Source organism: Micromonospora tarapacensis (assembly GCF_019697375.1).
GTDB classification, from domain to species: Bacteria; Actinomycetota; Actinomycetes; order Mycobacteriales; family Micromonosporaceae; genus Micromonospora; species Micromonospora tarapacensis.
The window spans coordinates 4,715,602-4,728,972 of record NZ_JAHCDI010000004.1 but is presented as its reverse complement, the minus strand read 5'-3'; the positions used below and the strand labels follow the sequence as shown (position 1 = coordinate 4,728,972).

Genomic DNA, 13,371 nt, shown 5'->3' with positions numbered 1-13,371 from the left:
CGGGTAGCTTCGCAGGATGCTTCCAATGGGTGCCCTGACGGTCGGATTCGATCTCGACATGACTTTGGTCGACTCGCGGCCTGGCATCGCCGCGGCGTTTCACGCGTTGACCGAGCAGACCGGCGTGCCCGTCGACGCCGAGGCCGCCGTGTCCCGGCTGGGGCCGCCGCTGCGTACCGAGATCGCCCGCTGGTTCCCGCCGGAGCAGGTCGAGGAGGCGGTCCGCGTCTACCGTGAGCTCTATCCCGCGTACGCCATCACACCGACCGTCCCACTGCCCGGCGCCCGGGAAGCGCTCGAAGCGGTGCGTGAGCGGGGCGGTCGGGTGCTCGTGGTCACCTCCAAGCTGGGCCGGCTGGCCCGGCTGCACCTGGACCACCTGGGCCTGGTGGTGGACGAGTTGGCCGGCGACCTGTTCGCCGAGGAGAAGGCGACGGCGCTGCGGGAGCACGGCGCGACCCACTACGTCGGCGATCACGTCGCGGACATGGTCGCCGCCCAGACGGCACAGGTGCCCGGGATCGCGGTGGCCACCGGACCGTGTTCGGCGGACGACCTGCGTGCCGCCGGGGCTGCGACGGTGCTGGCGGATCTCACCGGATTCCCGGCGGCGCTCGACGGCATGATCCGGCTAGCCTTGAGGCAGTAGACGGCTCTATCGAAGCAGGGGTTCTCAGGTGCCTACGGGTCGAGTGAAGTGGTACGACGCGACCAAGGGATACGGGTTCGTCACCAGTGACGAGGGTGGCGACGTGTTTCTGCCGAAGGCCGCGCTACCGGCGGGTGTCACCGACCTCAAGGGCGGCCAACGGGTCGACTTCAGTGTGGTGGACAGCCGGCGGGGTGCGCAGGCGATGGGGGTGAAGCTCCTGGACGCTCCGCCCTCCGTGGCGGAGTTGCGCCGCCGACCCGCCGAGGAACTGCACGGCCTCGTCGAAGACATGATCAAGGTGTTGGAGGCGAAGGTCCAGCCGGATCTGCGCCGGGGCCGTTTCCCGGATCGCAAGACCGCGCAGAAGGTCGCTCAGCTGGTCCATGCCGTCGCACGCGAGCTGGAGGTCTGAGGTACGAGCCCGGCGTCGGCGGCCCGGCCGAGCAGCGCCTCGACGGCGGCGAACCCCGCTTCCCCCAGGTCGGCGGTGAACTCGTTGACGTAGAGGCCGATGTGCCGATCCACCACGTCGGGCTCCATCTCCTGGGCGTGTTCCAGCACGTACCCCCGACTCGCCGCCGGATCGGCCCAGGCCCGCCGGACGGAGTCCCGGATCCAGCCGGCGGCCTCCTGCGGGTCGACCGCCCCCCGTCGCGCCAGGATGGCGCCGAGCGGGATCGGTAGCCCGGTGTCGGCCTCCCACCACTCGCCCAGGTCGACCAGAGCGGTCAGGCCGTGTCGTGGATAGGTGAATCGGGCCTCATGGATGACCAGCCCGGCGTCGTAGCGTCCCGCGGCGACGCCGGGCATGATCTCGTGAAACGGCACCACCTCGATGCGCTGCGGCATCCGCCGGGCCGCCCAGAGCCGGAAGAGCAGGTAGGCGGTGGTCCGGTCGCCGGGCACCGCCACGGTGGCGCCGGTGAGGTCGCTCCGGTCCGGCCCGCCGCGGTCGGCCCGGGTGAGCACCAACGGGCCGCAGCCACGGCCCAGCGCACCCCCGCAGGGCAGCAGGTGGTAGTCGTCCAGCAGCCATGGCAACGCCGCGTAACTCACCTTCACCAGGTCGAACGCACCCCGCTCGGCGGCGGTGTTGGTGACGTCGACATCGGCGTACGTCACCTCGACCGGCGGTGCGCCGGGCACCCGGCCGTGCACCAGAGCGTGGAAGACGAACGTGTCGTTGGGGCAGGGCGAGATCGCCAGCGAGAGCGCCACCCACCCACCGTAACCCCGCCGCCCGTGCCGAATGCCGGGGAGCCGGGGAGCCGAGGCCGAGCGGCGAGCGGCGAGCGGCGGGCTGGGTACGGCCGGGCTGGGGCTGTGCCGGACAGCCCGCCGGCCGAGGCCTGGGTAGGTGGTTCGGGTCCTGTCGAGCTGAGGGCGTAAACGGATCGCCCGCTCCGAGTGCCTCCCCCGGCGCCGCCGGACATCGCCGGCGCCCGCGCGGGCGTGGGCGCGCGCCGCCGGGCGTGAGGGTGTGCCGTGATGCGTCAGAAGTTGTCGGTCGACGGGCCGACCTGAGTCAGCGAGAGTTGGCCGAGCTGTCGGGTGTGCCGCAGTCCACGGTGGCTCGCATCGAATCAGGGAGGGCCGCAGATCCCAGGTTCCGGACGATGCAGCGACTGGTCCGGGCGGCGGGCGGGACCCGGCGGGACGAGGCGGGCCGTCGCTATCCGGCGCACCTTGACGTACGAAAGGTGCGGACGCTCACGGACTGGCCGGGGGCCTGGTGGGCGCACTGGTACCCGCTGCCGCCCGACCGGTGGCCGCTGCGGGTTCCCGAGGTGACCTACGACCTCGATCGCGGCCGGCGGGATGAGCGGCGACTGGAGCCGACCCCAGGCTCTGCGGCTCGACGATCGGTGAGCGGCCGTCCGACGCGGGGCGGTCCAACGCGGGGCGGGCGGGGGTGTGCGGGCTGGGGCCGTCAGCGCAGGGCGGAAGCCGCGCTGGTGAGGGCGGTGAGGGCATCGCGCATGCGCCATGCGTCGCGGTCGCGCGGTCCGATCGGGTTCGAGATGGTGCGTAGCTCGGCGAAGGGAACTCCGGCGTGGTTGGCGGCGACGGCCACGCCGTACCCCTCCATGGCCTCGGCCACCGCGTCGGGGTGCCGCCGGCTGAGCGCGTCGGTGCTGGCCGCGGCGCCGGTAACGGTGCTGACGGTCAGCACCGGCCCGACGACGGCGGTCGGCAGTGCCGCCCGCAGGACGGCCAGCAGGCCCGGGTCGGCGGCGACGGCGGTGCCGCCGCCGAGCAGTTCGGGCGGCATGCCCAGCTCGTCGACCGGGATGAAGCCGTCGGGCGACTCCGCGCCCAGATCGGCGGCGATCGCGCGGGTGCCCAGCACCGTGCCGCCGACCGCCACCCGACCCCGGAAACCGCCGGCCACACCCGCGCTGACCACCCCGCGGTACGGCCGGCCGGCCGCCTCGGCGAGCGCCAGCAGGCGGGCCGTTGCCGCGCCGGCGACGGCGGGTCCCACGCCCACCGGCACCACCGCCACGGTGGGGTCGGCGAGGCCCGCCTGAATCGCCTCCGCCTCGGCCGGTACCGCGGTCACCACGAGCAGACCGGTCACGTCATCGATCCCGGAGAACTCCGCCGCGTCTCGTCGTCGCCGCCACCGGGACCGGTGACCGCCGACGAGGGGCGGTAGATGTGGAAGCCCGGTGGCGCGAGGCCCGGCTCTTCGGACGGCGGGCCGCCGTGGAAGGGCGCCGGAGAGGTGGGGGCGTCGGCGGGCCCCCGGTCGCGGTCGTCCCGTTCCTCGGCGGCCTGATCGCGAGCCGCCTGCTCCTCGGCGGTCAGCTCGTCGTCGGTCAGCGGCCGTCCACGCAGCCGTTCGGCCCGCAGCCGCCGGGCCGTCACCAGGGCACGGGCGGCGGCCAACGTGCCGACACCGGCGGCGACGGCGATGCCGAGCCGGCCGTCGAAGGGTACGAGCCCCAGCCCGCCGCCGGCCACGAACGCCAGCATCAGCACCGTCTCGGAGTGGGCGAAGGAGCTTGCTCGCAGCCGTTCCGGGATGCGCTCCTGGATCGACGCGTCCACGGTGAGCTTGGCGATGCCGCTCATCATGGCCGCGACCACACAGAGCAGGGCGACCATCGGCAGGGAGAAGCTCAGCACGGTGAGCACGCCCACCCCGGCTACGATGATCATGCCGCTGGACTGGAGGGCGGCCGGCCGGTGGATGCGTAGCCGGGTGCCGATCGCGGTGGCCAGGAAGGTGCCTACGGCCAGCGCGCCGCCGACCAGGCCGAGTGCCCCCTCGTCACCCAGGTCACGCCCGAACACCACCGTGGTCAGCTCGCCTGCCTTGATGGTGAACGCCAGGAAGAGCAGCAGGAAGCCGTAGACCGCGCGCAGGGTGGCCGCGCCGATCAGCGTCGAGATCACCAACCGGCCGGCCGGCCGGCCCCGGCCGAGTGGCCGCTCGCCCGCGTCGTGCCGCAGCGCCCGCAACGGCCGCGGGACCCGTTCCGGTGGTTCGGAGTCGGCCCTGGGCGGCAGCCGGAGGGAGATCACCATGCCGATCAGGAAGATCACCGAGGCGACCCGTAGCGGCCACTGCGGGCCGAACCAGAACGCGGCCAGGCCGATCGGGGCGACCAGTGCCCCGGCGACCGTGCCGTACACGCTGGCTCTGGCGCCGACCTGGGACAGGCCGAGACCCTCCGGCAGCAGGCGGGGCACGGCCGCCGAGCGGGCCACCCCGTACGACCGGGAGAGCGCCAGCACGCCGAAGGCCGCCGGATAGAGCCCGAAGCCGTGGATGTAGTCGGAGATCAGCCAGGCCAGGAACGCCCGGCCCAGCATGGTCGTGGCGAGAGCGTACCGGCGGCCGTGCCGGAAGTGGTCGAGTAGCGGCCCGACCACCGGGGCGAGCATGGCGAACGGCACCATGGTCACCAGCAGGTAGAGCGCCACCTTGCTGCGGGCCTCGCCGAGCGGCACGTTGAAGAAGATCGTCCCGGCCAGGCCGATGGCGATCAGCGTGTCGCCGGCGCAGGAGACCGCATGCAGGTCGAACAGGCGGACCATGCCGGTCTCACCGCCGGCGCCCCGGGCTCGCGCCCGGACGGCACTGCGGGTCACCCAGCGGCCACCGCTGAGCGAGCCGCGCACCAGCAGGCGGGTGGCACGGACACCGGTGCCGACGGTCCGCCCGAGGAGGGACCGCCCGGAGCGGGAGAACAGCGGCATGGGACCCATCCTGAACCATCGGCACGACGGATGCCGCGCCACCGCCGCAAGACACCTCTGGGGAGTGCCTCACAGCCGACCCCACCGATGGGGAACAATGGTCGGGTGACCAGGCCCGCCTCCGCCCGCGCCGCTCGTCTCGACCAGGTCTGCGCCGTCGCCGTCGAGGTGGCGCGCGCCGGCATCACCGAGGTGGGCCCCGACGACGTCGGCGACCACCTCCAGGCCGTTGCCGAAGGCGATCGCCTCGTAACCCACTACTTCGAGTGTCGGCTGGCCGGCTACCGCGGCTGGCGGTGGGCGGTCACCGTCACCCGGGTGCCGCGCAGCCGGACCGTGACGATCTGCGAGACCGTGCTGCTGCCCGGGCCGGACGCGCTCCTCGCGCCGGGCTGGCTGCCCTGGCAGGAGCGCCTCAAGCCGGGCGACCTCGGCCCCGGTGACCTGCTGCCGACGCCCTCGGACGACGATCGGCTCCAACCCGGCTACGTCCTCTCCGACGACCCGGCGGTCGAGGAGACCGCCTGGGAGTTGGGGCTCGGTCGGCCGCGGGTGATGTCGCGGGAGGGGCGGATCGAGACGGCCCAGCGTTGGTACGACGGTGAGCACGGCCCGTCGGCGCCGATCTCGACCGCCGCGCCGGTCGCCGCCCGCTGCGGCACCTGTGGCTTCTACCTACCGCTCGCTGGCACCCTGCGGCAGTGCTTCGGCGTGTGCGGCAACTTCTACGCCCCCGACGACGGCCGGGCGGTGAGCGCCGACCATGGCTGCGGCGCCCACTCGGAGACGTTGGTCGAGGCCGAGACGGCGGTGGACGAGATGCCCACCGTCTACGACGACAGCGCGGTGGAGCCGATGTCGGCCAGCCGGGCGGCCGGGTCCGTCGAGGCGGGTGAGCCGGCAGAGCCGTACGGCCGCTCCTGAGCGCGGCGGGCCGGCCTGGCTCAGCCGGCGGCGCGTCGGCGGCGCCGGTTGGCGTCGTGCCGCAACATCACTGCCAGGCCGGGGAAGCCCCACAGGAATCCGGCCAGGCAGATCCAGAGCCAGTTTTCGTGGCCGGCGGCGACCAGCCGGTCGCGGAACAGCAGTAGCAGCAGCCCGGCGAGCGCCCAGACCGCCATTCCGCCGAGCGCGAACGGCACCATCGGCGGATCGAGCGGCTCGGGGCGGGGCTGCTGCGTCGGCACCCGGCCAGGGTACGCGACGTGCTTTCCTGCCGGCCGGTCATCTGCGACGATGCGCGCGACAACCCGATGATCCGCTGTGAGGTTCCTGATGGCAGTAGCGCCGCCCGACAACGGCACCCCACCCGACGCCAGCCAGCCGCGGAACGGCTTCGACCGGTACTTCCAGATCTCGGCCCGTGGCTCGACGCTGAGCCGCGAGGTACGCGGTGGCCTGGCCACCTTCTTCACGATGGCGTACATCGTGGTGCTCAACCCGCTCATCCTGGGCAGCGCCGTCGACGGTGACGGCAACACCCTGCCGATTCCCGCCATCGCGGCGGCCACCGCACTGATCGCCGGCCTGATGACCATCCTGATGGGCGTGGTCGGCCGGTTCCCGCTGGCGATCGCCGCCGGCCTCGGGGTCAACGCCCTGGTGGCGTACGAGATCGCGCCGGAGATGACCTGGGCCGACGCGATGGGTCTGGTGGTGATCGAGGGTGTGATCATCGCGGTGCTGGTGCTGACCGGGCTGCGGACCGCCGTGTTCCGCTCGGTGCCGACCCAGATGAAGACGGCGATCGGCGTCGGCATCGGTCTGTTCCTCACCATCATCGGCCTGGTCGACGCCGGCGTCGTCCGGCGGATCCCGGACGACGCGAACACCACCGTCCCGGTCGGGCTGGGCATCGGCGGCAAGCTGGTCAGCTGGCCGATGCTGGTCTTCGTGGTGGGTCTGCTGGTGACCCTGGTGCTGGTGGTGCGCCGGGTCAAGGGCGCCATCCTGGTCGGGATCCTGGCCTCCACGGCGTTGGCGATGGTGGTGGAGGCGTTCGGCAACATCGGCCCGTCCTTCGTCAACGGCGTGCCGAACCCGAAGGGCTGGTCGCTGAACGTCCCGACGCTGCCGAGCAATCCGTTCGACGTGCCGGACCTGTCGCTGCTCGGCAAGTTCAACGTGCTGGATTCGTGGGAGCGGGCCGGCTGGCTGGTCGTGCTGATGTTCATCTTCACCCTGCTGATCACCGACTTCTTCGACACGATGGGCACGATGGTGGCCGTCGGTCAGGAAGGCGGGATGCTCGACGAGCAGGGCACCCCGCCGCGTACCCGGGAGATCCTGCTGGTCGACTCGATCGCCGCGGCCAGCGGTGGCGCGGCCAGCGTCTCCAGCAACACGTCGTACATCGAGAGCGCCGCCGGTGTCGCGGAGGGCGCCCGCACGGGTGTGGCCAACCTGGTCACCGGCGTGCTGTTCCTGCTGGCCATGTTCCTGGCGCCGCTGGTGGTGGTGGTGCCGTTCGAGGCGGCGTCCGTCGCGTTGGTGGTGGTCGGCTTCCTGATGATGACCGCGGTGCGGACCATCGACTGGTCCGACTACGAGATCGCCATACCGGCCTTCCTCACCATCGTGCTCATGCCGTTCACCTACTCGATCTCCAACGGCATCGGTGCGGGCCTGATCGTGTACGTGGTGGTCAAGCTCGCCAAGGGTAAGTCCCGAGAGATCCACCCCTTGCTGTACGCGGTAGCGGCGCTGTTCGTGGTGTACTTCCTGCGCGGTCCGATCGAGGCGCTGCTGTTCTGACGCCGGCTCCGGGCCCGGGGTGTGAGCCGCGCTACGCGATTCGCACACCCGGCCCGGAGCAGGGAGAACGCCGGGGTGAGCATGCTCATATCCGCTGCGGATCGGCCAGCTAATTAGTTAGGCTAACTATCGTGACGGAGCGGACGGTGACGGCTCACAGCATGCCACCGGCGCAGCTGGCCCTTCAGCTGCGTGATGCGATCACCCGGCTCAACCGGCGGGTCCGCCAGGCCCGGCCGGTCGGCGACCTCACGGTCACCCAGCTGTCCGCGCTCACCAGCCTCCGGCTGGCGGGCGCGCTCACGCCGCGAGAGCTCGCCGACGTCGAACGGGTGCAGCCACCGACGATGACCAAGATCGTCGCGAAGCTGGAGGAACGCGGCCTCGTGCAGCGCACCCCGCACCCGACCGACGGTCGGCAGGTCATCCTCGCGACGACCGAGGGGGGCCGGGCCGTGCTCGACCAGTTCGAGCGGGTCCGGGACGAGTGGCTGGCCCGCCGGCTGACCGAGCTGAGCGACGCCGACCGGGAGATCCTGCACCACGCCGCGGAGATTCTCCAGCGACTCTCCCGAGCCTGACGCCGCGCACACCTGGTGTGCCCCCGCGCCGTGCCGTCCGTCGTTGACGACGCGTACGAACGCAAGGAGGCGCACCGAGAGTGCAGGCGAGGCTGAGCACGATGTTCCAGTCCCTACAGGTCCGCAACTACCGGCTCTTCGCATCCGGGCAACTGGTCAAACTGATCGGTGTCTGGATGATGTTCATCGCCCAGGACTGGCTGGTCCTCGAGCTCTCCCATGATTCGGCCACCGCGCTCGGTGTGGTCGTCGCCCTCCAGTTCACCCCCGTCCTGCTGCTGACGCTGCTCTCCGGTCGGCTCGCCGACCGGTACGACAAGCGGATGCTCCTCTTCGTCGCCAACGCGTTCTGGACCGTGCTGTCGCTGGCCATGAGCGTGCTCGTGCTCACCGGCCTGGTCCAGCTCTGGCACGTCTTCGTCTTCGCCGCCCTGCTCGGCGTGGCCAACGCGGTGGAGACCCCGGTGCGGCAGGCGTTCGTCTCCGAACTGGTCGGCACGTCGCTGCTGCCCAACGCGCTCTCGCTCAACGCGGCCGTGTTCAACTCGGCCCGCATCGTCGGCCCGGCCGTCGCCGGCCTCGCCATCGCCGTCTTCGACGTCGGGCCGGTCTTCCTGGTCACCGCGCTCAGCTCGGTCGCGCCGCTGGCCACGGTGATCCGGATGCGGCCGGCCGAGCTGCACCGGGAGCCGCTGCCGTCGCGCGGCGAGCGGGCCGCGGCGACCGTGCTCGACGGGCTGCGCTACGTCGGCCGCCGGCCCGACCTGCTGCTGCCGATGGTGGTGATGTCGGTGATCGGGATGTCGCTGTTCAACTTCCAGCTCACCCTCGCCGCGCTGGCCAAGACCGTGTTCAACACCGGCGCGGCCTCGTTCGGCCTGTTCAGCACGACCCTCGCCGCCGGTGCGCTGGTCGGTGCGCTGGCCGGGACCGGGCGGCGCAGCCGTCCCTCGGTCTGGCTCGTGCTCGGTGCCGCGATCGCCTGCGCCGCCTTCGGCACGCTCGTGGGGCTGGCGCCCGAGTACTGGATGGTGCTGGTCCTGCTGCCACCGACCGGCTTCTTCACGGTCTACTTCGCCCAGGCGGCCAACCAACGCGTCCAGCTCGGCACCGACGCCGCGTTCCGGGGACGGGTGATGGCGCTGTGGGTGCTGGTGTTCCTGGGCACCAACCCGGTCGGCGCGCCGATCATCGGATGGGTCGCCGAGACCTTCGGCGCCGGCGCCAGCATCTGGGCCGGCGGTCTGCTCTCGCTCACCACCGCGCTGCTCGCGCTGGCCTGGCAACTGCGTCGGGCCGGGGCCCGGCTGAGGTTCCGGATCCTCCCGATGCCCCGCTTCTACGTCACGGAGGTGTGACCGCAGGGACGGGCGGTTGGCGGTCCCGATGTGGTTGCCTTGCCGGCCGGGCCGCACGGATCCTGGAAAATCGATTACCTGACGCTCGGCATCGGCATAGCTTCGGTGGGTGGAGGTTCTACGCTTACTGCTGCTCGCGCTGGCGCTGGCCGCCGTGGTCTTCCTGCCGGCGCTGATCGCACTCGTCGTCTGCGCGGACGAGATTGCCGACCGGCTGACCTGCGGATACAGCGGCTGGTGGGGGCGGCGCAGGGAGCGGCGCCTGATCGCCCGGCTGAACCAGGCGATCGACGCGGACGGGGTCGCCGGCCGGGTCGATCTCGGCGCCTTCGACCGGGCGGATCGGCGGCCCCTGGAGCAGATCGCCGCCGACCTGCGGTGCCTGCGACGGGAACGGGGCGGCGGCATCGGTCCGGCGGTGGTGTGGCACAGCAGCGTGCTCGACGCATACGACGATCGGCTCCGGCTGGCCTGCCGGGCGCTGGGCGTCACCGAGCATCTCGCCGAGTTGACCGGGGTGGATCGGCAGATCGAACGGGTGCGGGTCGAGGCCGAGTTGGACGCTGCCGGCCTGCGGCTGCCGGCCACCCGCCCCGGGCAGCGTGAGCGCAGCCCCTGACTGCCACCCTTGACCGGTGCGACTCTTCACCGCGATCCACCCGCCGGCCGAGGCGATCGAGCACCTGGCCGCCCAGGTGGCTGGCCTGCGGCTCGGTGCCGCCACCGCCGCCGGGACGAACGTCCGGCTGACCGACCCGGGCCAGGCCCACCTCACCCTCGCCTTCCTCGGCGACGTCGCCCCGGAGCGGCTGGCCGAGGTGGAGAGCGCACTCGGGCTCGCCGCCGAGTGGTCGCGTGACGCGCGTACCGCTGCGCCCCGGTTGCGGCTGGCCGGCGGCGGGCGGTTCGGGCGGGGCCGGTTCACCGTGCTCTGGGCCGGCGTGGGGGTGACGTCGAGGCGCTGGGGGTGCTGAGCCGGTTGATTCGCTCCCGGCTGCGCCACGCCCGCCTCCCGTACGACGGGAGGCCGTTCCGCCCGCACCTGACCATCGCCCGTCCCAGCGACCGGCTGTCGCCGGCCGACATCGAGGCCGACCTCGCCGCCTTGGCCGACTACGCGGGCCCGCAGTGGCCGGCCGAGGAACTGGTGCTCACCCGGAGCGAACCCGGCCCGCGGCCGGCATACCGCCGCCTCGCGGCCTGGCCGCTGTAGGGTCCCGGCCCGCCCGGGTCGTCCGTCAGGAGGTCTCGCGGGCGGCCGGGCCGGTGCCGAAAAGGACATCGTCCCAGCTGGGCAGGCGCTTGCGCGGCTTGCCGCCGGGCTCGTTCGACTCGGCGGCGCCACCGGCCGGCGCGTTCGTGCGGCGCGGCCGCAGCACCGCCAGTGAAGGCACGGCCGGGACCTCCTTCGGCGCGTCCACGTCGTCGTCGAAGGCCGATCCCTGTCCGCCGCCGAGCAGCGCCGCGGCGCCACCGGTCACCGCCCGCTGGCGAGGGCCGTCCTGGCCGCCGGCCAGTGCGGCCGGCGAGCGAGAATCGAGACCGCGGCCCGAGGTCGGGCCGAGCGGCCGATCGAGCGAGGCCAGCAGGGCGTCGCGACCGGCGCGGATCGGGTCACGGCCGGCCCGGCCCGCCTCGGCGGGCGCGGGCAGCCCGTGCCCGCCGCGGGTCGGCTCGCCGCGCGACGGCCCGGGCAGGGCGTGGCCGCCCCGCTCAGGTGCCGGCTCCTGGCCGAGGATCGGCGTCGGGCGCTCGGCGCAGAGATATTGCGCCATGTCGTCGTGCGGGACCACGGACTGCCGGGTCTTGTCCAGATCCCAGACCGCCTGCGCGGTGGCCTTGCCGGACGGCCAGGTGGCGACGATCCGCCAGGTGCCGTCGTCGCGGCGCCACGCATCCCAGGAGATCTTCTCGGTGTCGATCCCGTGCTGCGCGAGCCGACCGTTGACCACCTCGGCCAGCGGCGTGGGCTTCTCGGCACCCTTGAGCCGGGTGCGCCGGGCGTGCTGGGCGAGCATCGCCCGCTCCTGGAGCACCGGACCGGCATAGCGGAGCACCCGGTCGACCGGAACGCCGGCGATGCGGGCGACGTCCTCGGCGGACTCGCCGGAGCGGATCCGGGCCTGGATGTCCCGCGGGGACAGGGACGGCACCGGGTCGGCAGTGGTCGGTGCCACGGCGAGCGCGGGCGCGCCCGGCTCGGCGTCCAGCACCCCGGCGACGCGCTCGTCTATCGGCAGGGCGAGCAGCCGCCCGACCTCGTCGGCGAGCACCAGGGCCTGGCCGTCCTCGGAGAGGGCGACGAAGCGTACTGGGCGCATCGCGTTGCCTCCGTCCCGCTTCGCTGGCCGTACGCCACGAGCCGGCCACCCGGGGCGTTGGGACCACGGTACGCCCATCCGGAGCCAGGTGGGAGACGCCACGCCCGGGCAAGTCGCGCAGGGACAGCCCGATTCCGCGCGGTTGAGCGCTGTGCGGCGGCTCAGTCACCGGCCGGCCGGCAGTGGCGTTGATCGCAGTCCGTCCGGGCCGGCCGATCCCGCTGGACCGGCCGGCCCGTGACCATCGTGCCGGGCGGTCCTACAGCCGCTCGACGAGGTAGTCGATGGACGCGGTCAGCGCCTCGACGTCGGCCGGCTCGACGGCCGGGAAGAGCGCGACCCGCAGCTGGTTGCGGCCCAGCTTGCGGTACGGCTCGGTGTCCACGATGCCGTTGGCGCGCAGCGCCTTGGCGATCGCGGCGGCGTCCACACCGTCGGCGAAGTCGATGGTGGCGACCACATTGGAGCGCAGCGTCGGGTCGGTGACGAACGGGGTGGCGACGGACGAGCGCTCGGCCCAGCCGTACACGATTGCGGCGCTCTCGGCCGTGCGCTTGGCCGCCCAGGCCAGGCCGCCCTGGGAGTTCATCCACTCGGTCTGCTCGGCGGCGAGGAAGATGGTGGCCAGCGCCGGGGTGTTGTACGTCTGCTCCAGCCGCGAGTTGTCGATCGCGGTGACCAGGTCGAGGAACGCCGGGATGTACCGGCCCGACGCCTTGACCTCGGTGGCGCGCTCCAGCGCGGCCGGCGACATCAGGGCCAGCCAGAGCCCGCCGTCGGAGCCGAAGCACTTCTGCGGGGCGAAGTAGTACACGTCGGTCTCGCCGACGTTGACCTCCAGCCCACCGGCGCCGGAGGTGGCGTCGACAAGCAGCAGCGAGCCGGGGTCGGCGCCGGCCACCCGGCCGATGGGCACCGCCACGCCGGTCGAGGTCTCGTTGTGCGGGGTGGCATAGACGTCCACACCGGCCTCGGCGACCAGGGCCGGCGCGCTGCCCGCCTCGGACCGGCGGACCGTGGGCTCGCCGAGGAACGGCGCGTCCGTGACGGCCTTGGCGAACTTCGCGCCGAATTCGCCGAAGCTGGCGAACTGTGCCCGGTCACGGATCAGGCCGAACGTGGCGACCTCCCAGAACGCGGTGGTGCCGCCGTTGCCGATGATCACCTCGTAGCCCTCGGGGAGGGCGAAGAACTGTGCGATGCCGGAGCGCAGCCGGGCCACCTGGTCGCGGACGGTCCGCTGCCGGTGCGAGGTGCCCAGGTAGCTGGTCGCCACCTCGGCGAGCGCGGATACCGCCGCCGGACGTACCTTGGACGGCCCGCAGCCGAAGCGGCCGTCGGCAGGCTTGATCTCGTCGGGAATCCGGATGGTCGGTGCGTCAGCCACGGTTCTCAAGATCCTTCCGCGTGGGTCGGTGCCCGGGTGAGCGGGTTGGGCGCGGACCGACGGCGGGCGCGTGCGCGGTCGCACGGCGGTGCCGGGTCGGAGCCCGTCC

At 72.9% G+C, this 13,371-nt stretch carries 13 protein-coding genes and 2 pseudogenes; 9 read left to right on the top strand and 6 right to left on the bottom strand.

What is annotated here, in order from left to right:
• Nucleotides 1–25: 25 nt before the first annotated feature.
• Nucleotides 26–649 (top strand): HAD family hydrolase, encoded by a 624-nt coding sequence (locus KIF24_RS27640; protein WP_221086520.1) that lies wholly within the window; start codon nucleotides 26–28, stop codon nucleotides 647–649.
• A gap of 28 nt (nucleotides 650–677) precedes the next feature.
• A complete protein-coding gene (locus KIF24_RS27635) occupies nucleotides 678–1,064 on the top strand; it encodes a cold-shock protein (protein WP_111215200.1) in 387 nt (128 codons plus the stop codon).
• Here the strand turns inward: KIF24_RS27635 and KIF24_RS27630 are convergent.
• Nucleotides 1,025–1,870, bottom strand: coding sequence for a 1,4-dihydroxy-6-naphthoate synthase (locus tag KIF24_RS27630; protein ID WP_221086519.1), 846 nt, complete (start codon nucleotides 1,868–1,870; stop codon nucleotides 1,025–1,027). The genes KIF24_RS27635 and KIF24_RS27630 overlap by 40 nt on opposite strands.
• On the opposite strand from KIF24_RS27630, the pseudogene KIF24_RS34810 reads away from it, so the two are divergent.
• Nucleotides 1,786–2,292 (top strand): annotated as a pseudogene (locus KIF24_RS34810) (helix-turn-helix domain-containing protein); the annotation flags it as partial. The gene KIF24_RS27630 and the pseudogene KIF24_RS34810 sit on opposite strands and share 85 nt — an antisense overlap.
• Nucleotides 2,293–2,582: 290 nt before the next feature.
• On the opposite strand, the gene KIF24_RS27620 reads toward KIF24_RS34810, so the two are convergent.
• Together KIF24_RS27620 and KIF24_RS27615 are read right to left on the bottom strand one after the other, a co-directional pair.
• Nucleotides 2,583–3,233: a futalosine hydrolase gene (locus tag KIF24_RS27620; RefSeq protein WP_221086518.1), complete on the bottom strand. Its 651-nt coding sequence runs from the start codon at nucleotides 3,231–3,233 to the stop codon at nucleotides 2,583–2,585.
• Nucleotides 3,230–4,861, bottom strand: coding sequence for an MFS transporter (locus KIF24_RS27615; RefSeq protein WP_221086517.1), 1,632 nt, complete (start codon nucleotides 4,859–4,861; stop codon nucleotides 3,230–3,232). Before KIF24_RS27615 ends, KIF24_RS27620 begins: the two co-directional genes overlap by 4 nt.
• Nucleotides 4,862–4,948: 87 nt before the next feature.
• On the opposite strand from KIF24_RS27615, the gene KIF24_RS27610 reads away from it, so the two are divergent.
• The gene (locus tag KIF24_RS27610) at nucleotides 4,949–5,785 is read left to right on the top strand and encodes a DUF3027 domain-containing protein (RefSeq protein WP_221086516.1); all 837 of its coding nucleotides are present in this window, start codon (nucleotides 4,949–4,951) and stop codon (nucleotides 5,783–5,785) included.
• A gap of 20 nt (nucleotides 5,786–5,805) precedes the next feature.
• Here KIF24_RS27610 and KIF24_RS27605 read toward each other — a convergent pair whose 3' ends face one another.
• Nucleotides 5,806–6,006 (bottom strand): DUF2530 domain-containing protein, encoded by a 201-nt coding sequence (locus KIF24_RS27605; RefSeq protein ID WP_221087581.1) that lies wholly within the window; start codon nucleotides 6,004–6,006, stop codon nucleotides 5,806–5,808.
• Between the two features lie 130 nt (nucleotides 6,007–6,136).
• Here KIF24_RS27605 and KIF24_RS27600 point away from each other — a divergent pair, with 130 nt between their 5' ends.
• From KIF24_RS27600 to thpR, 5 genes and pseudogenes are all read left to right on the top strand, one after another.
• Nucleotides 6,137–7,615: an NCS2 family permease gene (locus KIF24_RS27600; RefSeq protein WP_221086515.1), complete on the top strand. Its 1,479-nt coding sequence runs from the start codon at nucleotides 6,137–6,139 to the stop codon at nucleotides 7,613–7,615.
• Nucleotides 7,616–7,746: 131 nt separating this feature from the next.
• Nucleotides 7,747–8,196, top strand: coding sequence for a MarR family winged helix-turn-helix transcriptional regulator (locus KIF24_RS27595; protein ID WP_221086514.1), 450 nt, complete (start codon nucleotides 7,747–7,749; stop codon nucleotides 8,194–8,196).
• Between the two features lie 80 nt (nucleotides 8,197–8,276).
• Entirely contained in the window at nucleotides 8,277–9,554 is a 1,278-nt protein-coding gene (locus tag KIF24_RS27590; protein WP_221086513.1) for an MFS transporter, read from the top strand.
• 109 nt (nucleotides 9,555–9,663) lie between these two features.
• Nucleotides 9,664–10,173 carry a hypothetical protein gene (locus KIF24_RS27585; protein ID WP_221086512.1) on the top strand — a complete coding sequence of 170 codons (510 nt, stop codon included), beginning with the start codon at nucleotides 9,664–9,666 and terminating at the stop codon, nucleotides 10,171–10,173.
• A 16-nt stretch (nucleotides 10,174–10,189) separates the two neighbouring features.
• Nucleotides 10,190–10,767, top strand: a pseudogene (thpR, locus tag KIF24_RS27580) (RNA 2',3'-cyclic phosphodiesterase).
• 25 nt (nucleotides 10,768–10,792) lie between these two features.
• Here the strand turns inward: thpR and sepH are convergent.
• Both sepH and serC read right to left on the bottom strand, forming a co-directional pair.
• A complete protein-coding gene (gene sepH / locus KIF24_RS27575) occupies nucleotides 10,793–11,875 on the bottom strand; it encodes a septation protein SepH (RefSeq protein ID WP_221086511.1) in 1,083 nt (360 codons plus the stop codon).
• Nucleotides 11,876–12,134: 259 nt separating this feature from the next.
• The gene (gene serC / locus KIF24_RS27570) at nucleotides 12,135–13,262 is read right to left on the bottom strand and encodes a phosphoserine transaminase (protein WP_221086510.1); all 1,128 of its coding nucleotides are present in this window, start codon (nucleotides 13,260–13,262) and stop codon (nucleotides 12,135–12,137) included.
• Between the last annotated feature and the right edge of the window lie 109 nt (nucleotides 13,263–13,371).